Below are 23668 nucleotides of genomic sequence, written 5' to 3'. Positions count from 1 at the left end.
CGTGCTCACAAATATGTTTTGCACGACGATTTTTCCATCGCCTGTGTCTTTTTGTGGAACAAGCTGTCGGTTTCATGACGTAATCGGCCCATCCGCAAAAATGTCATTCCTTTAACGAATGTGGACCTTTAAGGAATGTCTGCCTTTAAACAATGCAGGCCTTAAAAAATGTAGGGTTGCGCCGGGGGCTGAAAAGGCCATGATCGTGCGCATCATGAAATTTGACCATGAAGAGCAGGAAAACATGTCCGCCAAATTCGATATTTCTTTCGCCAATTCCGCTTCGCTTGAAAACTCTCTGGCCGTTGTGCTGCAAGCCTTCGGTGAGGCGCAGGCTGCCGCCGGTGCTTCCGAGGCCGATCCGGGTGGAGTGATCGAGAGAGCGGCGAAGATTGCGGGATTTGCTGCCAAATCCATGACGACACTCGATGTGATCGCGCCGCAGGGCTCGAGCGCCGACCGATTGCTCATCATCGGCCTTGGCAAGCCGGCGAAACTTGTTGCGCATGACTGGCTGCGTGCCGGCGGCACTGCCGCCGCCAATTTCCGCAAGGCCGACAAGGTCGCCATCTATCTCGACGCTCCGGGCGTCGAAATCAGCGCGCAGGCCGCTGCGGATTTCGCACTGGGCCTTCTGCTGCGCGCCTATAGCTTCGATGCCTACAAGACCAAGAAAAAATCCGATGACGAAAAGACACCGAAGAAAGTCGATGTCGTCATCGTCACCGCTGCTCATCAGGAAGCGGAAAAGGCCTTTGCCGTCTCCGAAGCCGTTGCGGGCGGCGTTCTTCTGGCGCGCGACCTTGTCAACCTGCCGCCGAACGTTCTCGGCCCTGTCGAATTCGCTGAAAAGGCGGAAGAGCTGCGCAAGCTGGGTGTCGATGTCGAGATTCTCGGCGAAAAAGACTTGAAGAAGCTGGGCATGAACGCGCTTCTCGGCGTGGCGCAGGGCTCGGCCCGTCCGCCCCGGCTTGCCGTCATGCAGTGGAATGGTGGTTCCAAGAAGGATGAACCCATTGCTTTCGTCGGCAAGGGCGTCGTTTTTGATACCGGCGGTATTTCGCTGAAGCCCGGCCTCAACATGGAGGACATGAAGGGCGACATGGGTGGCGCCGCAGCCGTCACAGGCCTCATGCATGTGCTTGCGGCCCGCAAGGCGAAGGCAAATGTCATCGGTGTCATCGGTCTCGTGGAAAACATGCCCGATGGCAACGCCCAGCGTCCGGGCGACATCGTCACCTCCATGTCCGGCCAGACCATCGAGATCATCAATACCGATGCCGAAGGCCGCCTGGTTCTGGCGGATGCGCTCTGGTACACCAAGGAACGTTTCAATCCGAAATTCATGATCAACCTCGCCACCCTCACGGGTGCGATAACGGTTGCCCTCGGCAATCTTCAGGCCGGCCTTTTCTGCAATGACGACGAGCTTGCAACGCGTCTTGCCCAGGCCGGTGATGTGACGGCCGAAAAACTGTGGCGCATGCCGCTCGGCAAGGACTACGACAAGATCATCGATTCCAAATTCGCCGACATGAAGAACAGCTCGGGCCGTCTGGCCGGTTCCGTCACGGCCGCACAGTTCCTGAAGCGCTTCGTGGGTGAAACGCCGTGGGCGCATCTCGATATTGCCGGCACCGCGATGGGGTCGCCCATGACCGAGATCAACCAGTCCTGGGGATCGGGTTACGGCGTGCGACTTTTGAACGAACTCGTTCGCGCCCATTACGAAGATTGATGCGAGCGGAGTTCGAAGTCTGCGGATGACTGAAATTCTGTTCTACCATCTGACGGAATCGAAGCTCGAGGATGCGTTGCCGCCTTTGCTCGAAAAATCGCTGGAACGCGGCTGGAAGGTCGCGATCCAGACGGTGGACGAGGCTCGCCGCGATTTCCTCGACACGCATCTGTGGACCTTTCGTGACGACAGTTTTCTGCCGCACGCCACCGATACGTCTTCGGCACCGCAAAGCCAGCCGATTCTCCTGACAGCCTCGGATGTCAACGACAACGGGGCAAATGTCCGCTTTCTGGTGGACGGCGCCGAACCGCCGGCGGTGGAGGCCTATGAGCGCATCGTCTTCATGTTCGACGGATACGATGCCTACCAGCTCGAAATGGCGCGAAATCACTGGAAAAGGCTGAAGACCGAAGGTCATGCGCTGACCTATTGGCAACAGTCGCCGGAGGGGCGCTGGCAGAAAAAGGCGTAGTAGCCGGCACGGCGGACCGGCTTCTCTCCGCCTTCCGCAAACCTTTCGATGTCGATGGCCAGGAGGTCGCAGCGCCCCCCAGCATCGGTGGCGCGATTGCCCCGCAGACGGGTGCGGATCGCGCGACGCTGTTATGCCGCGTCGATGAGGCAAGCCAAAAAATCAGGGCGCGGCCGTTTTGTCAGCCGCGCCCTCTGAGAAATTCTGAAAACGATCGTATTGTCAGTCGTAGAAGGAATCCACGAATTTGTGGCGGCCAAGCAGGAAGGCGTCGGCCACATGGGTTAGTGGCGCCAGATCCACATCGGAGCGGCCGGCCTTGATGATTTCCGCGAAACGCTCGTAAAGGGCGGGATATTCCCGCTCCGGCTCGGAGAGCTTCTCTTCGCCGTTGATGGAGAGCTTGGCGCCGCCTTCCGATAGCACCATTTGTCCGCCGGCCGTTTCGGCGACGATATCCCAGCTCTGCTTGCCGGTCTGGCGCCAGTCGAACTCGGCCCGCAAAGGCATTTTCGTCACGTCGGAAAAATGCAGGTCGGCAGCGATCGGCGCGTCGCGGTTTTCCGGGAATTCCAGCGTCGCCTTGGTCAGGAACAGCGCGCGGGGCAGGATATGGGTGATGATGGAAAGGGCGTTGATGCCGGGGTCGAAGACGCCAAGGCCACCCGCCTGCCAGATCCACGCCTGGTTCGGGTGCCAGTGGCGCACATCCTCTTTCCAGATCACATGCACGCTGTCGATTGTCGTTGAAGCCAGAAATGCCTTGGCCGCTTCCACAGCCGGCGCGTAACGCGAATGCCAGCTTGCAAACAGCGAAAGCCCCTTCGAATCCGCAAGACGCGCGAGATCCTGCACTTCAGAAAGTGTAGCACCCGGCGGTTTTTCAAGGAAAACATGCTTGTCGGCATTCAGAGCCGCATAGGCTGCCTCGTAACGAAACTGCGGCGGCATGCACAGGGACACGGCCTCGATCTGCGGAACCGCTTCCAGCATTGCCTCGATGGTGCCATAGGAGGCGACGCCATCCACAGTGCCATGACGGCTCGCCGTGGCGATCAATTCGAAATCCGGATTGCCCGCGATGGCTGGAAGGTGCTGGTCGCGAACGATTTTGCCGACGCCGACGATGGCAAGCTTGGTGGCTGACATGGTGAGGTACCCGTGTGCGTGCTTCATGAGATAAAGTGTGACTTTACAAGTTTTTAGCAGAAACGGCCAAAGGGGCAAGGTGATCGTCCCGACCGGGAATGGCTTTTTTGATGAACAACATCACAAAATAAAATATCGAATATGCTGTTTTGGAATAAAGTAGTATTTAGGATATGAAATAATATTTTGAGTTTAAATCGTAAAATTCGTTTTTCAATATTTTTTAATGGTAATTTTGTAGTTGTTTTGCATCGATATTAGGTTGCGAATTTTATTTTTTCTTATGGGTGTTTTGAAGAGCGTTTGGATGATATTTTTACTTAAAGAGGACCGGTCTTCTGGGTTCATTCGCAAAGTCAATGAAAGCAACCATCGGTTCAATACATATGGATTAATTTTCGGAATGGTTGTCTATAATCTGTACCTGTTTGTCGATACGAACTGGGTGCCGGAGATTATCTGGCTGGATGTTGTCGTCCGGTTGTTCGTTGTCACACCGCTCCTGTTCCTTTATTTCCCGGCGCGGCATTATGCAGTGCTGCTGCGTCCGGATGCGATTGCGCATGAAGTCCTTCACGGGTTGGGATGTATGCTGGTCGTCGCATCGCTGATGTTCGTCTACGCCAATGCGCGCACCGCGTCGGCAAGCGAATATTACATGGGTGTCATCACTGTCATACTCTATATGAACACGGTGCATCGCAAGCCGCTTCCTCTCGCTGTCATGGGAACGGTCGGCTGCTTGGTCGTTTTCATCATCGGCATGCAATATGTGACGGTGACGAGCGAGGCGGCGAAGCTGCCGGCGATCCTGTGTTCGGTCGGGATCAGCGCCGTCTCGCTGTTTGCGGCCTATCGCATCGAGCAGGTGGAGCGGCGGGACTATCTGGCCTCGCTGCGCGAAAAGATGCTGCTTCAACAAATTCAAAGCGCCAATCGGGACCTGCAGCAGCTTTCCAATACCGACCAGCTGACAGGTATTTGCAACCGCCGCAGCTTTGACGAGGCGGCACGCGAGATTTCCGCCAGCAGCAAGCCTCGGGCGCTCATTCTTCTCGATGTCGACTATTTCAAGAACTACAATGATTCAGAAGGGCATGTGGCTGGCGATGACTGCCTGCGCGAGATTGCCAGCAGGCTGCGCGCCGCCCTGCGCAGGGATGATGGTGACAGGAGTTTCGTTGCGCGTTATGGCGGCGAGGAATTTGTGGTCCTGCTCGACAATTGCGTCGTATCCGCAGCCCTTGCCGTTGGTGAAAGGCTAAGATTGGCGGTGTCGGGCGAGGCGATACCTCACCCCAACCGCCCGGACGGACAGACCGTCGTCACGGTCAGCCTCGGAATAGCCGTTTCCACCGATGGCCTGGAGACAATACAGGGCATGCTGAACCGCGCGGATGAAGCACTGTACGAGGCGAAGCGCCGGGGACGCGACAGGCTGGTGCTGGCCGCCGCGCAGGCCGGGGCGATTGCCGCTCCGGAGAATTTTGCCGGGATGCGAACGGTAGCGGCGATATAGTCCGGCCGTGGCGGCGGGCGACGTATTATAGTTCGTCCTTCGCAGATACGGGAATTGTGAAAGGCGAACGCCGGAATTCCGGCGGCGAAACAAATAATAACCGGGGGTTTGCAGATGATGGAATTGATCGCCGTTCAGGCAGCGGCCGCTGCCGCCGAGCTTCCATTCCTGCTGCTCCAGGCAGCTGCGGTGATCGGCATGGTATCCGTGCTGATCCTCATGCGCCGCAACATCGCCCTCGATGACCCACGTTATAAGATCTATTACGGTATCATTTTCGGCGTGGCCGGATTTCTGCTGACGCTTCTGGTTTCCGAGTTTATCAAGCTGCCTTCCAAACCCTATATCCGCTCGGATCTGCTGTTCCTTGCCGGGCTTCTGGGGTCATGGCAGGGTGGGGGAATAGCGCTGCTTCTTGTTGCTGTCGGTCGCTACGTAATCGGCGGCCCCGTGCTGTTTTTCGCCGCTTTTCAGGACATGGTCGTCATCTCGGCTTTCGGGATATTGATGTATGGCTGGATGCGCCGCCGGCGTCTGACCGAACTGGGGATGCGCGATATTTTCGCCGTTTTTGGTGTGCGGTTTGTCGCCGTGCTGTTTGCCATCTCCGTATCGTTCGGTCTGGGTCTTATCGATCAGGCGCTGTTTTTGAGCGCCGTCGGCCGCCGCACTCTGGGGGCGGTCGTTGTTGGTCTGCCCATGATCACCTGCCTGTTTCTTGTTCTGCGCAGCGAGGCGCGGGCGCGGGAGGAAGTGAGGAAGCGCGATATCGCGGCACGGACAGATTCCCTGACCGGCCTGCCCAACCGTCGCGCCCTCAAAGACCATATCGAAACGATGGCACGGCGGGAGCCGCCCGTGCCGCACGCCCTCCTTCTCATAGAAATCGTCAATATTGCCGATGTCGCCGCCTGCGAAGGCGAGGACTGGGCCGATCTTTTCTGGCCGCGACTGGCGCGGGAAGTATGTGATGGTGATAGCAGCCTGCTGTCGTACTCCAATGCGCCGCGCAGCTTCATGTTCGGTGATACGACGCTTGCGGTGGTCATCGAGGGAGTTTCGCTGGAAAAGTCGGAAAGCGCGCGACTTATGATGCATCTCCATGACGGGCTGAGCGCATTTTGCCGGTCCGCGGAGGCGGGGCCGGTGCCGCATCTGAAGATCGGCGCAGCCAATCTGGATAAGCTTTCCCGGCAGAACTTAGCGTCCTTTCTCAGGCATCTCAGCCTGGCGCTGAGGAGAAGCGAAAATCCGGTGCAGATTTTCCCCTTCTCCTTCGCCGAAAAAGCCACCCGCGACGAGGGTGTGCGGCAGATGCTGGTCCATTGGATCAAATCCGGCCGGCCGCCAATATGCTACCAGCCGAAATTTGAAATGCACAATCGCCGCATGATCGGTGCGGAGGCGCTTCTGCGGGCAACCGATGCGCGCGGGCAGGCGCTTTCGCCCTATTACGTGCTGGAGATTGCCGAGCGCCACCGGCTGCTGGTGGAATTTGAGTGGTCAACGATTGAGGCGGTCGTCTGCGACCTCAGCGATCTGCGGAGCCTTGAGCCGGATTTTCATCTGGCGGTGAATATTTCCGCCTCGTCATTTTCGACCCCGCGTTTCGGAGACCGGGTCGTGGCGTTCCTGAGTGAAATGACGGTGCCTGCGCATCGGCTGTCGATTGAGGTGACGGAGATGAGCCGTGTACCGGCCATCGACGTCGTGCAGCAGAATTTCGACAGGCTGAGCGAAGCAGGCGTGCGGCTGTCACTTGATGATTTCGGCACCGGTTATGCCGCGCTCACGCTGCTTGCGAGGTTCCCCTTCGAAGAGGTCAAGATCGACCACTGGATGACGTCCCGGCTCGATCAGTCACGCTTCAAGGACGCGATCGCTCTCGCATTCGAAAGCGCTGAGCGTTACGGCGCCAAGCTGGTGACGGAAGGCATAGAAACGGAGGAGCAGAGCCGGCTTCTCATGCAGATGGGCATCCGTTTCGGTCAGGGTTATCTCTATTCGCCCGCCGTACCGCTCGATCGTTTGCAACCCCGCAGGGAATGCGCCTAGAGGGTTTCCGACAGGGCTATAACGCAGCACTATTTGACCCTATTCCAGCGCGAGCGGCAGGCGAGCCTGTTTCAGCCGGATTGAATGTTTGGCCAGTCTGTGCTGAGAGGTTCTATGACGAACCAATGTTCCGGCCGTGTTTTCCGGTCGAGCGAGCGAAGAGATGCTTGAAAACAACGACGCATGGAACAGGCGATCCGGGCATTCCGGCCAATCTACGCCGGAGGCAATGAGGGCAGGCGCGGGCAGCGTCACGCAGTCGCTCCGCACGATCGCCGATGCCATATCCGGCCGCCGACCAGCGTCAGGTGATCCGCGCTCTCCGGCCGCCTGGCCGTTTTTCCGGGTGCTCGCGGTCTGGGCATTGTTGATGGCGGCGGTCATCTCCGCTCTGGCGGCTTACCAATATGTCAGCCTGCTTGGCGAACTGGAGCGGCAGAGCGACGCCTTGCAGGCTGAGGCTACGCGCCGGGCGGATCAGCACGATGCCCATGTGACGGCGCTGTCGGCGGTGGCGCAGGCCGAGCAGGGGCCGGACGACGGCCTGCTGCTTGCGATTGCTGCGCCGATCCTGCAATTTTACCCGCGCATCGATGAGGTCCAGCTGGTTTCCCTCAATGAGGGAGGTCCCGCCATCGGCACCCGGCCGTTGGAAGATGAACTGGCTGCGGATATTCGCAAGTCGGCATCGGCTTTCACGGGCAAGCCGGCATTGCTGGCAAGTGCGCTGAGGCCTGGCCATTACCTCATCGTCAAGCGCAGCCCCAATAGCGAGACGGCACGACAGGCGCTGGTGCTGGCCGTCGATGCGGCACGGCTGCTGGCATCCGATGCCCCCTTCTGGTCGGCGCAACGGGCAGTGACCCGCCTGAAAATGCCGGATGGCACCCTGTTATACGGCCCGCCGCAACTGCCTGTAGAACCGCAATATGCCCGGCAGCTGAGCAGTGCCAGCCAGCCGCTGCTTCTGGAGGTGGCGCTTCCCATCACCTGGCGGGAACTTTTGCCGGGCCGCGCCCTGCTGGCGGCGCTGGCCGGTGCCAGCATCATTTTTGTGTTCGGCATCGTAATGGCAAGGCAGAGAACACGTATACGCGCCGCCGAAAGGCGGGCAGAACTGAGCGGCATGGAGGCGAGGCTGACCCACGCCTCACGGGTCAATGCGCTTGGAGAGATGGCGAGCGGCCTTGCCCATGAACTGACCCAGCCCCTGACGGCAATCCTGGCGCAGGCGCAGGCCGGGCGACGGCTTCTAGCCCGTGAGGATGTCGCAACGCTTTCCGGTGCGCTGGACGATATGATCGAGCAGGCGCGATGCGCCGCCAACATGCTCGACCGTTTCCGCAACTGGTCGCTGCCGCACCGCCATCCGGCCACGGCGCATGACCTGCGCGTCGCGCTGCGTAATGTCGATGCGCTTTTGACCGGTGAGGCGGCGCGCCAGCAGGTCGTCATCGATATCCGGCAGCCAGAGGTGCCGCTTCTGGTTCGGGTTGATCCGGTGGAAATGGAGCAGGTGATGTTCAATCTGCTGCGTAATGCCCTTGATGCGCTGGCCGGTGCCGACGAGGGCAAGGGCGTAATCACAGCAACGCTCACCCGCAAGGGCGATCTTGCCCTGTTCGAAGTCGCCGATAACGGCCCCGGCGTGGAGCCGCAATTGCGCGACCGGCTCTTTACCCCCTTTGCAACCACAAAAAACAACGGCATGGGACTTGGTCTCGCGCTCAGTCAGCGGCTGGTGGAGCGCGCCGGCGGCGAAATCCTCTTCATCGAGCAGGAAAACGGCGCCTTGTTCCGTGTTGTCCTGCCGGTCACCACGGAGGCGATGAAACCGTGACGCTGCCCGTCTATCTCGTTGACGACGACGACGCCGTGCGCAAGGCGCTGATATTGCTTTTGTCCACGGTCGGCATCAAGGCGAAGGGATTTGCCGACCCAACGGTTTTTCTTGGCCAATTACCGGGGCTTGAGCCAGGCTGCCTGATCTTCGACATTCGTATGCCCGCCATTACCGGCCTCAAGCTTCAGGAAAAGCTGGTGGAGGAAGGCATCGACTGGCCGGTCATCATCATTTCCGGCCACGGAAATATCGAGGCCTGCCGCCGCGCCTTCCGCAACGGTGCCGTGGATTTCCTGTCGAAGCCCGTGGATGAACAGGATCTCATCGACGCAATCCAGAAGGCGCACCAGACGCTGGCCCGCACGCTGGATGCACGGGCGTTGCAGGCGGAAACGGTGGCGCTTCTGTCGCTTCTGACCGCGCGTGAGCGAGAGATACTCGAACGCATCGCACTCGGTTTCACCACCCGCCAGATCGCCGATGGGCTTGGCCTGTCACCGCGCACGGTTGACAGCCACCGCGCCGCCATTGGCCTCAAGCTCGGCACGACCTCACAGGCGGAAATGACAAGGCTGTGGCTGGAAGCCGGCGAAGATCGGTAGAACTACCGATCGCCCGGCAAGGCTTACGGATTCGCAGCCTTGCTTCATTTTCCTAGATTGCAGTCCTCATCAGCCAAGAGGACCTTTTCATGATCCGCAATCTTCTCATCGCATCCGTTCTGCTCGCTCCTGCCGCTGCATTGGCCCAGACACTACCGACCGCTCCTTACCTGCCGCTCGAAATGGCTGAAAAGGCGGCCAAAGCAGCGCTTCAGGCTTGTGTCGCAAAAGGGAGCGCCGTCACCGTTGCCATCGTCACCCGCGACGGCGCCACCAAGACGGTACTGAAGGCGGATAATTCCGGCCCGCATACGGTCTCCAGCGCGACCGGCAAGGCTTTCGCCGCCGCATCGCTCGGTCGTGATATTGGCGAGATCGCGGATTTCATCGCCTCCAAGCCTGCCAATGATGGTCTGCGCAATATGGACGAGCGCATGGTCATCCAGGCTGGCGGTCTGCCGATCAAGATCGGTGATGCCCTGGTTGGCGGAATTGGTGTCGGCGGCGCGCCGTCGGGCGCCATCGATGCCGAATGTGCCCGTGAAGGCCTCAACGCCATCGGCGCCAAGTAAGCAGCCTCAGATAAATCCGACGGCTTCTGAAAAAGCCGTCGGAATTCGGCCCGCGCTGACGTGCATCACCCCGCCATTGCTTCCTCATATTCGCCGGAAAGCATCAGCCATTGCTCTTCGGCGTCGGAGAGTTTGGCAGCGGCCTCACCACGTTCCTTGACCTTCTGTGCAGCCTTGGCGGGCGCTTTTTCGTAAAGCGCGGGGTCCGCCAGCTCGTTGTCGAGCGCCTGAATCACTTTCTCAAGCTTCGCCGTCAGGGATTCGATTTCATTGATCTTTTTCTTCAGCGGCGCAAGCTGGGCGCGCTTTTCCGCATTCGCCTTGCGTTGATCTGCCTTCGACGCCTGATCGGTCGTGGCCTCGGTCTTGTCTTCCTTTTTCTTGCCGGAGGAAACGACGATGTCGCGATATTCCTCCATGTCGCCTTCAAAGGTTTTGACGGTGCCGTCGGCGACCAGCCACAGGCGGTCCACCGTCGCTTCGATGAGATGCCGGTCGTGCGAGATGAGGATGACCGCGCCGTTATAATCGTTCAGGGCCTCGATCAATGCGCGGCGGCTGTCGATGTCGAGATGGTTCGTCGGTTCGTCGAGGATCAACAGGTTCGGCGCATGGAAGGCGGCAAGCCCCATCAGCAGACGGGCCTTTTCACCACCGGACAGATCCTTTGCTGCCGTCGCCATCTTTTCCGTTGCAAGGCCCATCTGCGCCACGCGTGAGCGCACCTGCGCTTCAGGCGCCAGCGGCATCAGCTTGCGCACATGTTCCACCGGCGTTTCGTCCGGCACCAGATCATCCAGCTGGTGCTGCGCGAAGAAACCGATCTTCAGGCCGGAGGCGATACGAAGATCGCCCGCCTGCGGCGCAAGCCGGCCGGAAATGAATTTCGCGAAGGTCGATTTGCCGTTGCCGTTGGAGCCGAGCAGCGCGATGCGGTCGTCATTGTCGATGCGCAGATTGAGCTGTTTCAGGATGGGTTTGCCCGGTTCGTAACCTACAGCACCGCCATTGATGGCAACGATGGGCGAGGCGGGCTGCTTTTCCGGCTCGGGAAATATGATTGGCTGGACGTGGTCCTCGATCACGGCGGCGACGGTGCCCATGCGCTCCAGCGCCTTGATGCGGCTCTGCGCCTGCCGCGCTTTGGTGGCCTTGGCGCGAAAACGGTCGATGAAGCTCTGCAGATGTTTGCGCGCCGCGTCGCTTTTGACCTTGGCCTTCATCTGCAATTCGTCGTTCTCGGCCTTCTGGCGCTCAAACTGGTCGTAACCGCCGCGATAGAAGGTCAACTTCTTCTGGTCCAGATGCACGATGGAATTGACGGCATTGTTCAGAAGATCGCGGTCATGGCTGATGATGATGACAGTATGCGGATAGCGGCGAATATATTCCTCCAGCCACAACGTGCCTTCGAGGTCGAGATAGTTGGTCGGCTCGTCGAGCAGCAAAAGATCTGGCTCGGCAAACAGCACCGAGGCAAGCGCCACGCGCATGCGCCAGCCGCCGGAGAAGGAGGAGGCGGGGCGAAGCTGCGCCTCGTGGTTAAAGCCCAGACCGGCAAGAATGCTGGATGCGCGGGCTTCGGCCGAATGCGCGTCGATATCGACGAGCCGCATCTGGATTTCGGCGATCCGGTGCGGATCGGTCGCGGTTTCCGCTTCGGCCACAAGGGCGCTGCGTTCCTTGTCGGCGGAAAGCACGATGGATATCAGCGATTCTTCCGTTCCCGGCGCTTCCTGCGCCACCTGGCCGATGCGCGCCTGTTTGGGAATGCTGACCGAACCGCTTTCGGCCGAAAAATCACCGGTAATCACCTTGAACAGGGTGGATTTGCCGGCACCGTTGCGGCCAACGAGACCCACTTTCACGCCGGCGGGCAGCGCCACGCTGGCATGGTCGAGAAGCAGGCGCCCGGCGATGCGGGCGGAAAGATCGGTAATCGTAATCATGGCGCCGTTTTGGCCGAACTGCGTGGCCAAGGCAAGAGCGCGCGCGCCACATCGGATCAGATATGGCGTTTGAAGCGTGTTGGTTTAAACGGAATTGTCGGACGTGCACGCAATCTTTGGTTTTGCGCGTTTTTCGGGCGCAAAACCGCGGCACATTTTTACTGGAAATGCTCTAACAGCCGAGCTGCGCCAGGTAGCTGCTGCGGCTGTGCTGGGCCAGATCCCGCGAATAACCGACAACGCAGTTGCGCGTGCCGCAGCGTGCGGAAAGCAGGGCAAGTTCAGCATGGCTGAAAAATTCCGCGGGCGTGGCGGTGCCATCCACCGCCGCAACGCCGATCGAAACCGTCAGATGTTCACCTTCGCCTTCGCTGGTCACGAAGCGCAGCGCCTCCACACTTTGCCGCAGCCTTTCGGCAATCGCTTCTGCGGTATTTTGCGAGACGTTGGCAAACAGAAAGGCAAATTCATTGCCGCCGATGCGGGCAACGAAATCGTCCTTCTTGATCGTCTTACGGAAGAGCGCCGCAAATCGCCGGAGCGCCTTGTTGCCGGCGCTCGCGCCGTATTTGCCGTTGATTTCGCGGAAGCGGTCAATGTTGAGCAGCATCAGCGAGGTGGCGGACGCCGCCTGATCGCCGGCGAAAAGGTCTCCGAGTTTTTCGAGGAAAGCCGCGCGGTTGGGAAGCGCCGTCAATGCGTCCCGCAGGGAACTTGCCTGCAGTTCGGCCCGGCGTTTTTCAACCTCGCGGATCTTCATCAGCCCCATGGCGATGAAGTGCCGCAGGCTCGTCTGTTCCTCATGAATGTCGCCCATCAAGCGGGCGAGCCGCTCGGTTGCCGGCCGCTCCTGGTGATCTTCCTCAGCAAGGCTGGCGATAAATGTTTCGGCGCGCTGCACGCCGGCTTCCAGCCGCGCTGAGATCTGCTTCAGCGTTTCGAAGGCCTCGTTGGCCATCTCCTCGGCTTCGATCTTCGAAAACCCCGGCAGATTGTGTCTATGGCCGATAATATCGATTTCATGCTGCTGTGGCGCGTTGCCAAGGGCCAATATATCGCGCCCCATAGCCGGATTGTGCCCCGACAATATTTCATAGATCAATTCATAATTGCGAGGCAGCGGCGCAATATTCATCTTGGCGATAAATTGCGTGATCTTGGTAACGACAAGACCGTTTTTTGATTGTTCGCGTTTTTTATCGCCAGCAGATGTCGTCACCGTCAGCCCCAAAAAGATAGTATTGATGAATTCATCGAAATATTCAGTTTCCGAATGCGGCTATTCCTACACGCCACGGTTTAAAATAGACTAAACTCTTGGGATGTTTTCGTTGCCTTGATGCTGAAATTCACATTTGGCGGGGGGCGGGCGGCTTTTGATCGATAATATGACTAATGCTGATTTGATTTCAGGCCATTGCCGTTCTTATATCGCTGCATCGATATAGCCAAAGAGGGTGTTGCCCATGACGAACTCCAGAACCTTGTACTCGCTGTGCGGAAGCGACATTTCCCGGCCGTTTTCTCCCCATTGCTGGAAAACCGTGCTTTCGCTGGCGCATAAGGGGCTGGATTTTGAGGAGCGCCCCTTGCCCTTCACGGTCATACCGACGGTTGAGGACGGTTTTTCGAGGACTGTACCGATCCTGCGCGACGGCGAGCAGCTAGTGAGCGACAGTTTCGAAATCGCGCTTTATCTGGATGACGCCTATCCGGAGCGGCCGTCGCTGTTTGACGGTGAGGGCGGCAAGGCAATGGCCCGCTTCGTTGAAAGCTGGTCGCAGACGGTGCTTCACCCCGCTATTACCCGTATCGCGCTGCTGGATATCCACAATATGCTGGATGAGCCGGATCGCCGTTATTTCCGCGACAGCAGGACGAAAGCGCTCGGCCGCCCGCTTGAGGATGTCGCAGCGAACCGCGAAGCGGAAATCGCTGCCTTTCCGGCATTGCTGGCGCCGATCCGCCGCATGTTGGGCTTCCAGCCCTTTATCGGCGGCACGTCGCCGCTTTTTGCCGATTACATCGTGTTCGGCGCGCTGCAATGGGCAAGGATCACCACCGGCGCTGATCTGTTTTCCGATAATGATCCGGTGCGGGACTGGTTCGAAGGCTGCCTTGATCTCTACGACGCAAGAGGCCGCAGTGTGACAGCGGCGTGAAATGTCTCACGCCGTCATCGCAATATGGTCGATCCCCCTTGTTTTCGGGCCTTTGGGCGGGTAAAGACCGCCCACTTTCTATATAGGAAAAGGAAACGGACACATGGCGATTGAACGCACATTTTCGATGATCAAGCCGGACGCAACCAAGCGTAACCTGACGGGCGCGATCACCAAGGTATTTGAAGATAACGGCCTGCGCATCGTCGCCTCCAAGCGCGTCTGGATGAGCAAGCGCGAAGCCGAAGGCTTCTATGCCGTTCACAAAGAGCGTCCTTTCTTCGGCGAACTCGTTGAAGGCATGATCTCCGGCCCGACCATCGTTCAGGTTCTGGAAGGCGAAAACGCTATCCTCAAGAACCGCGAAATCATGGGCGCTACCAACCCGGCCCAGGCCGCTGAAGGCACCATCCGCAAGTCCTTCGCGCTTTCCATCGGCGAAAACTCCGTTCACGGTTCCGACGCTCCGGAAACCGCCGCACAGGAAATCGCCTACTGGTTCGCCGAAACCGAAATCGTCGGCTGATTCAAAATATCAACGGCTTGAATCGCCCTCTCAGGCTATTGCGCGAAGCCGCTGAAAAGACTCAAGGAAACGGAGCCGAAAGGCTCCGTTTTTTTTGTTCAGGATGCCGGGCACCCTTGGACCGGCCGCATATCCGTCGTGCCGTCAGGTTTGAACACCTCCGGATTGGGCGTGTAGAGCGGTCCAACCACCAGCGGTTTGGCGGGAAGAAGCGACTGGTCCGTGTCGGAGTGGATCGTGGTCTCGATCGTCTGCAGAATATCGCCCTCCGGTCCCTTGATGCGAATGGTGACTTTGTAAGGCCGATCCTGCTTGACGCACTCGACCGGCGGGCTTTGAACGGCGATCTTTTCGTCCGCTGGAAAAATCCTGTCGCTCGTCGTCAGGTCAGGACCACCACGGGGGTTTTCGAATGAGGCCTCCACCGTGCTGCCATCGGCGATGGGCGCGACGCGTTGCAGGGTCACCAGATAGATGGCAATCGCTACGCGGTAATTGAAAACGAACATCCGGCCCGAAATCTTGGCGACCTCACGCGGTTCGTCGCGCTGGCAGCCGGAAAGACCGAGCGCGGCCACAACCGCCAGCAATGGAAGGGCAATCCTGTTCATGTCTGCGCCTCCTTCGTCCGATGGTAGTGCCGGCTGGCTTTTTGCCGGTTGCCGCACACCGCCATGTCGCACCAGATCCGGCTTTTGTTCTTGCTGCGATCGATGAAGAGCCAGCCGCAATTGCCGCAGATCCGCAGCCGTTCCCGTGTCTCCACCGCAAGCAGCGACAGCGCGGAGTGGGCAGTGGCGTTGCCGAGACTTTCGGCCGCGGGAAAGGCGCGCAACGCCGTGCCGCAGGCGAAAAGAAGTTCCGCCAATCTGGCGTCATCATCGCCAGCACCCATGATCGACGCGCGAAAACAATCGTCGATCGCCTCTCTTAGCTTGAGAAGGACTGGCCGTTGCTCCGCTTCGGGTGCGTTGAGTGCGGGAAACCTGTCACGCTCCGCGCCAAGCTGTGTCGATGCCTCGGCAAAAGTGGCGATCTGTTCGGGCGCCGCAAAACGGTCAACCGATTTTGCGGCGTCTGAGCGCAGGATCACACTATTGGCGACATCAAGCGCCAATGCGCCGCCTGCGAAACGGTGAGCTGTCCAGCGAAAGGTCATGTCACATATTATAACTGTCAAAACGTATTTTAACAGTTATAACAATGGTGGGAGGACGCGCATGGCTTATTTCCTGCAACAATTGCTGAATGCCGTGCCGGTCGCAGCCCTCTATGCGGTTCTGGCCTTTGGTTATGCCATCGCCTTCTCGGTCACCAAACGTGCCGATGTTACCTATGGTGCCATATTTGCCTTTGCCGGTCAGACCTGCCTGTTATTTGCCGATTTCGGCTGGAACCGCCTGTGGCTGGTCTTGCCGGCAACGCTTGCGCTTGGGGCAGGGGCGGGCGTTTTCGGCGGGTTGTGGGCAGCCGGTTTCGTCGGCAGGGCGGTGATGCGACCGCTGGCGAAAGCCTCTCCCAATGCGGTAACGGTCGCCTCCATCGGCGTGCTGATTGCGCTTACAGAAAGTGCAAGGCTCGCCGCCGGCACAAGGCAATTATGGCTGCCGCCGCTTCTGTCGCAACCGGTACGCTTCTGGAGCGATGGCGGTTTTGCCGTGACCCTGACGCGGATGCAGATGCTGAACACGGCGGCCTTTGGACTCCTCATCCTCTCAGGGTCCGTTTATCTTGGCCGTTCTGCTTTCGGCAGACGGTGGAAGGCCGTATCGGATGATCCGCTTGCGGCATCGTTCTGCGGCGTCAATGCGGGCCGGGTATTTCTGCTATCCTATTGCGCGGCAGGACTTGTCGCCGCCATTGCCGGGGTGCTCGCCACCTTTTATTACGGCACCATGGATTTTGGTGCCGGTCTTGTCTTCGGCCTCAAGATCGTGCTGATTTCGGCGGCGGGCGGTTATGCCAGCCCACTTATCTGCGGTTTAGGGGCTGCTGCCGTGGGATTTGCGGAAACCCTGTGGGCCGGTTATGGCCCGGTCGTCTGGCGCGATGCGGCGGTTCTGGCGATGCTGGTCGGCTGGCTGATTGTCATGCGCAGCAGGGTTGAAGCACCTTGAAGCATTTTCAGAAAAAGTGTGTCCCGCCTTTATGTCCGGCAGTGCGAGAAAAGACGACGCATTAGCGCCACTTGTCCTTCGCCGCATCGTCGGTCGTCTTGGCTGATACCCAGTCTCGCGCCGCTCCATCCTTGCCATGTTCCTTCTTCCAGAATGGGGCGGAGGTCTTCAGATAGTCCATCACGAAATTTGCGCCGTCGAAGGCCGCCTGCCGGTGGCTGGAAGCAGCGATGACGAGAACGATATTCTCGCCGGCGGCAATTTTGCCATGGCGGTGGATGGCGGTGAGGCCGAGAAGGCCGAAGCGTTCGATGGCGAGTTCGGCGATGCGGGTGATTTCCGCTTCCGACATGCCGGGATAATGTTCAAGCTCCAGCGCCGCTAGCGTGCCGCCATCGTCGCGGCAAAGACCGGTGAAGGCGACGACCGCGCCGATACTTTTGTTGCCTTGCGTCAGCCGGCGGCTTTCCTCAGCGGCGTCGAAATCCCCGGCCTGTACGCGGATCGTCGGCTGCACGGCTTTCTGCATCCGCTCATCCCCCGGTCATCGGCGGAAAGAGACCGATCTCTCGCGCGCCGACGATGCTTTCGTCATGCTCGACATGTTCCTGATTGACGGCAACGCGGATTACATCCGGAAATTCGAAGGCCGCTTCGTAATTTTCGCCACGGGTTGCGAGCCAGGCGATCAGTTCGCCGGCCGTGGTGACGGAGGAGGGGATGTCCAGCTGCTCCTCATCGGTGCCGATCTTCTCACGCACCCAGGCGAAATAAACGATCCGCGTCATCAGTCTTCGTCCACGATGTGCTTGAGACCAGCCTTGAAGTAGTCATAACCGGTATACATGGTCAGTGCAGCCGCAAGCCAGAGAAGCGTAATGCCCATCTCGGTCGTATAGGGCAGGACCTTGTCGCCCGCCGGCCCGGCCAGCAGAAAGGCGATAGCGACCATCTGGATCGTCGTTTTCCACTTGGCGATGCGCGTCACGGGAACGCTCACCTTCAGCGCCGCCAGATATTCGCGCAGGCCGGAGACCAGAATTTCACGGCAGAGAATGGTGATGGCGGCCCAGAGCGACCAGCCGGCAATGGTGCCGTCCGCAGCCATCAGGAGCAGGACGGAGGCGACCAGCAGCTTGTCGGCGATCGGGTCCAGCATCCGGCCGATATTTGAGGTCTGGTTCCAGATGCGGGCCAGGTAACCATCGAGAAAATCGGTGAGCGAGGCGATGATGAACAGCCACAGCGCCGTCCAGCGCGCGAAATCCGAGCTTTCCAGCTTGCCCTCGATGAAGAAACACAAAACGATGACGGGAACCGCCAGAATGCGGGCATAGGTGAGGAGGTTGGGAATGTTGTATGCGCGCGAAGCCATGGGAAACCTGTCAGTCAAAGATCAGCTGTCTTGATGCCGCCCCTGACGCATAGGGTCAACACGTGATTATGTTTTTTTAGCAGTTCGCCACGACAGCGCAGTCTCAATCGCTGCTACTCTCGTGGAAGTGATTGTAGATTTGCCGCGCCACCGCCTCGGAGATGCCGGTGACGTTCATCAGATCGTTGAGTCCGGCGCGGGAAACCGCCTTCGCTGTGCCGAAATGCTGCAGCAGGGAGCGCTTGCGGCCCGGCCCGATCCCCGAGATTTCATCGAGCGGATTGCGCACCATCTCCTTCTTGCGTCGCGCCCGATGAGAACCGATGGCGAATCGGTGCGCTTCGTCGCGCATGCGCTGCACGAAATAAAGCACGGGATCGCGCGGCGGCAGGGAGAAATCGCTGCGTCCATCGGCGAAAAAGCGTTCGCGGCCGGCATCGCGGTCCACACCCTTGGCAACGCCGATGGCGGTCACACAGTCACGAATGTCGAGTTCATCGAGGATCGCCCGCACCGCCGTCATCTGTCCCTGGCCGCCGTCGATCAGGATCACGTCGGGCCAGGCGGGGAACGGCATGTCGGCCGCTTCTTCCGGTGTCGGTGTCCGCTCGCGGTCGGGCTTGCCCTCTTCCTTCAGCAGGCGTGAGAAGCGGCGGGTCATCACCTCGCGCATCATGCCGAAGTCGTCACCGGGGGTGATGTCGGTCGATTTGATGTTGAACTTGCGATACTGGTTCTTCACGAAACCTTCCGGCCCCGCTACCACCATGCCACCCACGGCATTGGTGCCCATGATATGCGAGTTATCGTAAATCTCGATGCGGCGCGGCACATAGGGAAGGTTGAAGGTTTCCGCAAAACCCTTCAGCAGCCGCGCCTGCGAAGAGGTCTCCGCCAGCTTGCGGCCATGCGCCTCGCGCGCATTGGCAAGAACATGGTCGGTAATATCTTTCTTCTCGCCGCGCTGCGGCACGCTGATCGTGACCTTGTGTCCGGCTTTTTCGCCAAGTGCTGCGGCCAGCAGTTCCTGTTCCTCCACCGTTTCGGAAAGCAGGATCTGTTTCGGCACCGGCTTGTCGTCGTAAAACTGCGCAAGGAATGCATTGAGGATTTCCGCCCCCAGCAGAGATGGGTCCGCCTTCGGGAAATAGGCGCGGTTGCCCCAGTTCTGGCCGGTGCGGAAAAAGAACACCTGAATACAGGAGATGCCACCTTCGTGGTGGATGGCGAAGACATCCGCCTCCTCGATGCCGGACGGATTGATGCCCTGATGGCTCTGGACATGCGAAAGTGCGGCCAGCCGGTCGCGATAGACGGCGGCGCGCTCGAAATCGAGATCTTCGGCCGCCTCGTTCATCTGCCGCGCAATCGCGGTCTTGACGCTCTGGCTCTTGCCGGACAGGAAATCCTTGGCTTCCTTGACGAGCTCCGCATACCCCTGATCGCTGATCTCGTGCGTGCAGGGGCCGGAACAGCGCTTGATCTGGTGTAGAAGACAGGGCCGCGTGCGGGTTTCGAACACGCTGTCGGTGCAGGTGCGGATCAAAAAGGCGCGTTGCAGCGAATTGATCGTGCGCCCCACAGCACCGGCAGAGGCGAAGGGGCCGAAATAATCGCCCTTTCGCGCCCGTGCACCCCGGTGCTTGAAGATCGCGGGGGCGCGGTTGTCTCCGGTGATGAGAATATAGGGAAAGGATTTGTCGTCGCGCAAAAGCACATTAAAGCGCGGCCGCAAGCGCTTGATGAGGTTAGCTTCGAGCAGAAGCGCCTCTGTCTCCGTGCGGGTGGTGACGAACTCCATATGGGTGGTGAAACGCACCATCTGGGCGATGCGGTTAGAATGCACGCGGCCCTGCGCATAGTTGCCCACACGCTTCTTCAGCGAGCGCGCCTTGCCGACATACAGAACGTCACCCGCCTCGTTGAACATGCGATAGACGCCCGGCGAGTTGGGCAGGTGTTTGACGAATTCGCCGATGAGGTCCATGCCCTTCAGGCCGGATTCGTTCTTCCAGCCCGCATTCCAGTCCATGCCCACGGCGTCGCGCGGAGCCTCCGCCACTTCTGTCGTGGCAAGGCTTGCATCGTCGTCTTCGTCGTCGGTTTCATCGAAGAGAATACCGCCATCAGGCAGCTTCTTTCCGTTCATTCATTAATCTCCGCCACGTCAGGGGTTTCCCAGCCCAGGTGCTGGCCGCCGTCGAGCGCGATCATTTGTCCGGTGACCGACGGCGTATCGTAAAGAAAGCGAATCGTCCGCCCGAACTCATCCGGCGCAGGACCACGCTTTAATATAAGGCCGTCGATCTGCGCCTGAAAGTCCTCGGGCGCCTGTCTTTCGCTTTTGAAGGTGGGACCCGGCCCGATGGCGTTCACCCGCACACGCGGCGCAAAGCTCTGCGCCATCGTTCGTGTCGCTGTCCAGAGGGCGGATTTCGAGAGTGTATAGGAATAGAAACGTGGTGTGAGCGCCAGCACGCGTTGATCGATGATATTGACGATCAGACCGGATTTATCCCTAGGCAATTGCTCAACGAAGGCGGCGGCAATAAGCGAAGGCGCCCGCACATGCACGGAAAAATGCGCATCGAAGATCGCCGGATCGGGTTTATCTGCGCTGTCGTCCAGAAAAATCGAGGCATTGTTGACGATGACGCCGATAGGGCCGAGCGCGGAAGCGGCCTGTTCGACAAGCGCCATTGTTGGCGCAGATTGTGTCAAATCCGCCTGCACGGCAACGGCTTTGCCACCGTTTTGCCTTATTTCGTTAGCGAATTCCTCGGCCTGCGCCATCGATTCATTGGCATGGACGGCGATCGCAAAGCCATGGGCGGCCAGATCGGTGGCGATTGCCCGCCCAAGCCTTCGGGCGGCTCCGGTTATCAAGACTGTCTTTTGTATATCTTCTTTCACGGCGGACCTGCATTTGCTCATACACGCCCTATGTGCTGGATATAAATGCAAATCGCAAGCTGTCCGTCTGCCCTAAAAGAATTGGGCGATTTTTTATTCGCAATGCAATTTTGATTTAATTTGAATATAACTAAGTTTAAAGCCGATCTATTGTTGGTTAGGCTTCTGTTAGGGTTAATAAAACCCTTGTGGCAATTAGGCAACGTCTAATTCTAGTCACGTCTCTGCCCCAAACAATTCACATTTTGGCTCTTTGATCTCCGCATTCTCCCATCAAGTTCAGTTTCCAGAGGGGCGATTAACCCGACGATTTTTACACCGCGTCTGAAAACAATGTTTTGAGTGCAGAGCGGTCCTGAAAGGAGAATAACATGCGTATTTTCGTAGCAACCCTTATGGCTTCGACCATGGCCGCTGCCGGCTTTTCGGCTGCGTACGCCGCTGACGCCGTAAACGAAGTGCCGCAGGCACCGGTGTCCTACGACCAGCCCGCACCGGTCAAGGATTGGTCCGGCGCTTACCTCGGTGGTACGGTCAACTATGACTGGGGCCGTTTCAGCTCCAGCAATGACGGTCGTGACGCCAAGGGCTTCGGTGGCGGTCTGTACGGTGGTTACAACATGCAGAGCGGCCAGATCGTTTACGGTGCCGAAGCAGACGTCAACCTCGGCGACGAGAAGGGCTCTGCCGGTACGGTTGCTGGCAACGCCATCGAAGGCAAGCAGGGCGTCAACGGCTCGCTGCGTGGCCGCGTTGGTTACGACATGAACCCGTTCCTGCTCTACGGTACGGCCGGTCTTGCTGTCTCCGACAACAAGGTCCGTGACGCGACCTCCAAGGACAGCGCCACCGCCCTCGGTTACACCGTTGGTGCCGGTGTTGAAGCCATGGTAACCGACAACATCACCGCCCGTCTGGAATATCGCTACAGCGACTACCAGAAGAAGGATTACGGTCTCGACTCCGGCGCATTCTCGCGCGGTTTCGACGATCACTCCGTCAAGGCCGGTATCGGCGTCAAGTTCTGATCCCCAGCGGATCGGTAAAGGAAAAGCCGGGGTTTACGCCCCGGCTTTTTTGTTTTTGCAGTCTGTTACGAGTGCGCCCGGCGACGTGGCCGGGCACTGTTCCGCTTCGCCTCAGGCGGCTGCCTTCATTTCCGCGTAGGCTTCGAAACGCTTGCCGAAAGTCTCCGGCCATTGCGACAGAGCATCGCGTCCTTCGGCCCATTCACCGGCGAAACGCAGGTCGAGATAACCGATCATCGCCGCCAGCGCGAAATGGCCGCCATGCAGCTTTTTGCCGGTCTTGGGCAGGTTCGCGTTCAGATGGTCGAGACCCTTCACCACTTTTTTCCACTGCTTGTCGATCCAGGGCTGGTGGATCTTGTCTTCCGGGCGAAAACGACGCTCGTAAACGATGGCGAGCAGGCAATCCATGATGCCGTCGCAGAGCGCCTCCAGAATTTCCACGTCCGTGCGCTTGCCGTTCTTTTTCGGGTAAAGCTTGCCGCCCGAAAGCCGGTCAAGATAATGCATGATCGCCACGCTGTCATAGACGGAGCCGCCATCATCCAGCAGCAGGACGGGGATTTTGCCGAGCGGATTGTTGTCCATCAGCGTCGCGGGCTCTGCATTGGTATCGACGCGCACCGAGGTAACGTCGATGTCGAGATGGCGGGCGGCCATGCGCACTTTGGCGGAATAGGGGGAGGCGGGTGAATAGAGCAGTTCCATGGTGGGGTCCTGTGGGTTGATTAGCGTATGGGAATGATTTCGGTGGAGCCGGCGCGGCAACCTTTGCGGTCAAGCTCGGGGCAGTCGCGGAATGTCATGTCCGTGTTAAGGCAGATGCGGACTTCCTCGAGGCGCTTGCCGTCACAGCTGATCGAGATGCCGCGTTTCGACAGGCCGGGATTGGCGTCGGTGAAGGCGGTTTCGATGGCGTCGGCGGAGAGGGTGGCGGCTTGCGCGCCTGAAGCGATCTTCTCCGGCAGCCTGACGGCCTCGAAGGCGGCCCGCGTCGCCGAGAAATAATCTTTCTGCGACAGGCCTGAACAGGAGCCGTGTTTACGCCACTGGTGGCCGATCAGCCCCATCGACGGCATGATGTCGAACATGGCGCGGCCGATCGCGTCAGGCACGCGGTCCGGTTCGCTGCTTTTGCAGAATTCCGGATAGCCGTTTTCGTTTTGCGGCCAGAGCCCATGCACGACAAAGCCGTAACGCCTGTCGCTGCCGCATTGCTGGCGATTGCCGGAACCTTCCGAACTGGCACAGAATGCCGGCGACCAGGATAATGACAGCACGTAAAAATCAAAACCCGTGCCGCGGGGGACGGTGTTTTTGCCCGTATCACGGCTGGACGTTTCCCGCTGGGAGCGCCCGGCGGGTTGCGACGGGGGATACATGGTCCAGTCATTCGAGGAATTGTTTGGGGCGGGTTTTTCCTGCGAAAACCAAAGGGCCGCAAGCGACAGGAGACCGAAGGCGATGAAACCGGCATAACGCTTCATTCCGTGCACGCTCTCCGGAAAATGGACGACCTCATATCGCCTGCCGGCGACAAATCGGTCTTACATAAATTTGTGAACGAGGCAAACGGGCAAAAAGGTTGAAAGCTTCGCCGCATAACGAATAGACTCCAGCGAATCTTCCCCGAAAGACGGAAGAA

General features: G+C 59.0%; 24 protein-coding genes and 1 pseudogene. 12 read left to right on the top strand and 13 right to left on the bottom strand.

Going from position 1 to position 23668, the window contains the following annotated elements; all coding sequences use genetic code 11:
- Positions 1–244 precede the first annotated feature (244 nt).
- The 3 genes and pseudogenes from FCH38_RS02935 to FCH38_RS23450 form a co-directional block, all read left to right on the top strand.
- Positions 245–1738: a leucyl aminopeptidase gene (locus tag FCH38_RS02935; RefSeq protein ID WP_153514170.1), complete on the top strand. Its 1494-nt coding sequence runs from the start codon at positions 245–247 to the stop codon at positions 1736–1738.
- Positions 1739–1763: 25 nt separating this feature from the next.
- Entirely contained in the window at positions 1764–2213 is a 450-nt protein-coding gene (locus tag FCH38_RS02930; protein WP_149897932.1) for a DNA polymerase III subunit chi, read from the top strand.
- Positions 2210–2411 (top strand): annotated as a pseudogene (locus tag FCH38_RS23450) (GGDEF domain-containing protein); the annotation flags it as partial. The gene FCH38_RS02930 and the pseudogene FCH38_RS23450, both read left to right, overlap by 4 nt.
- A 24-nt stretch (positions 2412–2435) precedes the next feature.
- Here the strand turns inward: FCH38_RS23450 and FCH38_RS02925 are convergent.
- The gene (locus tag FCH38_RS02925; RefSeq protein ID WP_174372778.1) at positions 2436–3362 is read right to left on the bottom strand and encodes a Gfo/Idh/MocA family protein; all 927 of its coding nucleotides are present in this window, start codon (positions 3360–3362) and stop codon (positions 2436–2438) included.
- A 403-nt stretch (positions 3363–3765) separates the two neighbouring features.
- On the opposite strand from FCH38_RS02925, the gene FCH38_RS02920 reads away from it, so the two are divergent.
- Both FCH38_RS02920 and FCH38_RS02915 read left to right on the top strand, forming a co-directional pair.
- Positions 3766–4881 carry a GGDEF domain-containing protein gene (locus tag FCH38_RS02920; protein WP_236776541.1) on the top strand — a complete coding sequence of 372 codons (1116 nt, stop codon included), beginning with the start codon at positions 3766–3768 and terminating at the stop codon, positions 4879–4881.
- Positions 4882–4995: 114 nt separating this feature from the next.
- Entirely contained in the window at positions 4996–6936 is a 1941-nt protein-coding gene (locus FCH38_RS02915) for an EAL domain-containing protein (protein WP_174372776.1), read from the top strand.
- Between the two features lie 39 nt (positions 6937–6975).
- On the opposite strand, the gene FCH38_RS23445 is transcribed toward FCH38_RS02915, so the two are convergent.
- The gene (locus FCH38_RS23445) at positions 6976–7320 is read right to left on the bottom strand and encodes a hypothetical protein (RefSeq protein WP_236776540.1); all 345 of its coding nucleotides are present in this window, start codon (positions 7318–7320) and stop codon (positions 6976–6978) included.
- Between FCH38_RS23445 and FCH38_RS02910 the strand changes: the two genes are divergently transcribed.
- The 3 genes from FCH38_RS02910 to FCH38_RS02900 all read left to right on the top strand — a co-directional run bounded on the left by FCH38_RS02910 (position 7307) and on the right by FCH38_RS02900 (position 9953).
- On the top strand, positions 7307–8776 hold the full coding sequence (locus FCH38_RS02910) for a sensor histidine kinase (protein ID WP_236776539.1): 1470 nt from the start codon (positions 7307–7309) through the stop codon (positions 8774–8776). The two genes, FCH38_RS23445 and FCH38_RS02910, sit on opposite strands and share 14 nt — an antisense overlap.
- Positions 8773–9381 (top strand): response regulator, encoded by a 609-nt coding sequence (locus tag FCH38_RS02905; RefSeq protein WP_174372774.1) that lies wholly within the window; start codon positions 8773–8775, stop codon positions 9379–9381. Before FCH38_RS02910 ends, FCH38_RS02905 begins: the two co-directional genes overlap by 4 nt.
- 89 nt (positions 9382–9470) lie before the next feature.
- Positions 9471–9953 (top strand): GlcG/HbpS family heme-binding protein, encoded by a 483-nt coding sequence (locus FCH38_RS02900; RefSeq protein ID WP_174372773.1) that lies wholly within the window; start codon positions 9471–9473, stop codon positions 9951–9953.
- 65 nt (positions 9954–10018) lie between these two features.
- Here the strand turns inward: FCH38_RS02900 and FCH38_RS02895 are convergent, their stop codons facing one another.
- Positions 10019–11902, bottom strand: coding sequence for an ABC-F family ATP-binding cassette domain-containing protein (locus tag FCH38_RS02895; RefSeq protein ID WP_149897925.1), 1884 nt, complete (start codon positions 11900–11902; stop codon positions 10019–10021).
- A 172-nt stretch (positions 11903–12074) separates the two neighbouring features.
- Positions 12075–13121 carry a diguanylate cyclase domain-containing protein gene (locus FCH38_RS02890; protein ID WP_174372772.1) on the bottom strand — a complete coding sequence of 349 codons (1047 nt, stop codon included), beginning with the start codon at positions 13119–13121 and terminating at the stop codon, positions 12075–12077.
- 247 nt (positions 13122–13368) lie between these two features.
- Here FCH38_RS02890 and FCH38_RS02885 point away from each other — a divergent pair, with 247 nt between their 5' ends.
- Complete coding sequence (locus tag FCH38_RS02885) at positions 13369–14064, top strand: glutathione S-transferase family protein (protein ID WP_149897924.1); 696 nt, start codon at positions 13369–13371, stop codon at positions 14062–14064.
- Positions 14065–14167: 103 nt separating this feature from the next.
- Positions 14168–14590: a nucleoside-diphosphate kinase gene (ndk, locus tag FCH38_RS02880; protein ID WP_149897923.1), complete on the top strand. Its 423-nt coding sequence runs from the start codon at positions 14168–14170 to the stop codon at positions 14588–14590.
- 98 nt (positions 14591–14688) lie between these two features.
- On the opposite strand, the gene FCH38_RS02875 is transcribed toward ndk, so the two are convergent.
- Both FCH38_RS02875 and FCH38_RS02870 read right to left on the bottom strand, forming a co-directional pair.
- Positions 14689–15201: a hypothetical protein gene (locus tag FCH38_RS02875; protein WP_174372771.1), complete on the bottom strand. Its 513-nt coding sequence runs from the start codon at positions 15199–15201 to the stop codon at positions 14689–14691.
- Positions 15198–15749 (bottom strand): CGNR zinc finger domain-containing protein, encoded by a 552-nt coding sequence (locus tag FCH38_RS02870; protein ID WP_174372770.1) that lies wholly within the window; start codon positions 15747–15749, stop codon positions 15198–15200. The genes FCH38_RS02875 and FCH38_RS02870 overlap by 4 nt, the downstream gene beginning before the upstream one ends.
- A 61-nt stretch (positions 15750–15810) precedes the next feature.
- On the opposite strand from FCH38_RS02870, the gene FCH38_RS02865 reads away from it, so the two are divergent.
- The gene (locus FCH38_RS02865) at positions 15811–16707 is read left to right on the top strand and encodes a branched-chain amino acid ABC transporter permease (protein ID WP_174372769.1); all 897 of its coding nucleotides are present in this window, start codon (positions 15811–15813) and stop codon (positions 16705–16707) included.
- A gap of 61 nt (positions 16708–16768) precedes the next feature.
- Here the strand turns inward: FCH38_RS02865 and FCH38_RS02860 are convergent, their stop codons facing one another.
- The 5 genes from FCH38_RS02860 to FCH38_RS02840 form a co-directional block, all read right to left on the bottom strand.
- A complete protein-coding gene (locus FCH38_RS02860; protein WP_174373122.1) occupies positions 16769–17224 on the bottom strand; it encodes a molybdenum cofactor biosynthesis protein MoaE in 456 nt (151 codons plus the stop codon).
- A gap of 16 nt (positions 17225–17240) precedes the next feature.
- Complete coding sequence (moaD, locus tag FCH38_RS02855; RefSeq protein WP_174372768.1) at positions 17241–17495, bottom strand: molybdopterin converting factor subunit 1; 255 nt, start codon at positions 17493–17495, stop codon at positions 17241–17243.
- On the bottom strand, positions 17495–18082 hold the full coding sequence (pgsA, locus tag FCH38_RS02850; RefSeq protein ID WP_149897917.1) for a CDP-diacylglycerol--glycerol-3-phosphate 3-phosphatidyltransferase: 588 nt from the start codon (positions 18080–18082) through the stop codon (positions 17495–17497). Before pgsA ends, moaD begins: the two co-directional genes overlap by 1 nt.
- Before the next feature lie 103 nt (positions 18083–18185).
- Entirely contained in the window at positions 18186–20231 is a 2046-nt protein-coding gene (gene uvrC / locus FCH38_RS02845; protein ID WP_174372767.1) for an excinuclease ABC subunit UvrC, read from the bottom strand.
- Complete coding sequence (locus tag FCH38_RS02840; RefSeq protein WP_149897916.1) at positions 20228–21016, bottom strand: SDR family oxidoreductase; 789 nt, start codon at positions 21014–21016, stop codon at positions 20228–20230. The genes uvrC and FCH38_RS02840 overlap by 4 nt, the downstream gene beginning before the upstream one ends.
- 350 nt (positions 21017–21366) lie before the next feature.
- Between FCH38_RS02840 and FCH38_RS02835 the strand changes: the two genes are divergently transcribed.
- Positions 21367–22023 carry an outer membrane protein gene (locus tag FCH38_RS02835; protein WP_046798835.1) on the top strand — a complete coding sequence of 219 codons (657 nt, stop codon included), beginning with the start codon at positions 21367–21369 and terminating at the stop codon, positions 22021–22023.
- A 111-nt stretch (positions 22024–22134) separates the two neighbouring features.
- Here the strand turns inward: FCH38_RS02835 and FCH38_RS02830 are convergent, their stop codons facing one another.
- Together FCH38_RS02830 and FCH38_RS02825 are read right to left on the bottom strand one after the other, a co-directional pair.
- Positions 22135–22731, bottom strand: a complete 597-nt coding sequence (locus FCH38_RS02830; RefSeq protein WP_149897915.1) for a glutathione S-transferase — start codon at positions 22729–22731, stop codon at positions 22135–22137.
- 20 nt (positions 22732–22751) lie between these two features.
- A complete protein-coding gene (locus FCH38_RS02825) occupies positions 22752–23510 on the bottom strand; it encodes a ribonuclease T2 family protein (protein ID WP_153513519.1) in 759 nt (252 codons plus the stop codon).
- Between the last annotated feature and the right edge of the window lie 158 nt (positions 23511–23668).

It is taken from the genome of Agrobacterium tumefaciens (genome assembly GCF_013337285.1).
In the GTDB taxonomy this organism is placed as follows: Bacteria; Pseudomonadota; Alphaproteobacteria; order Rhizobiales; family Rhizobiaceae; genus Agrobacterium; species Agrobacterium burrii.
The sequence above is the reverse complement of the archived record's forward strand: the minus strand, read 5'-3'. Positions and strand labels throughout refer to the sequence as shown.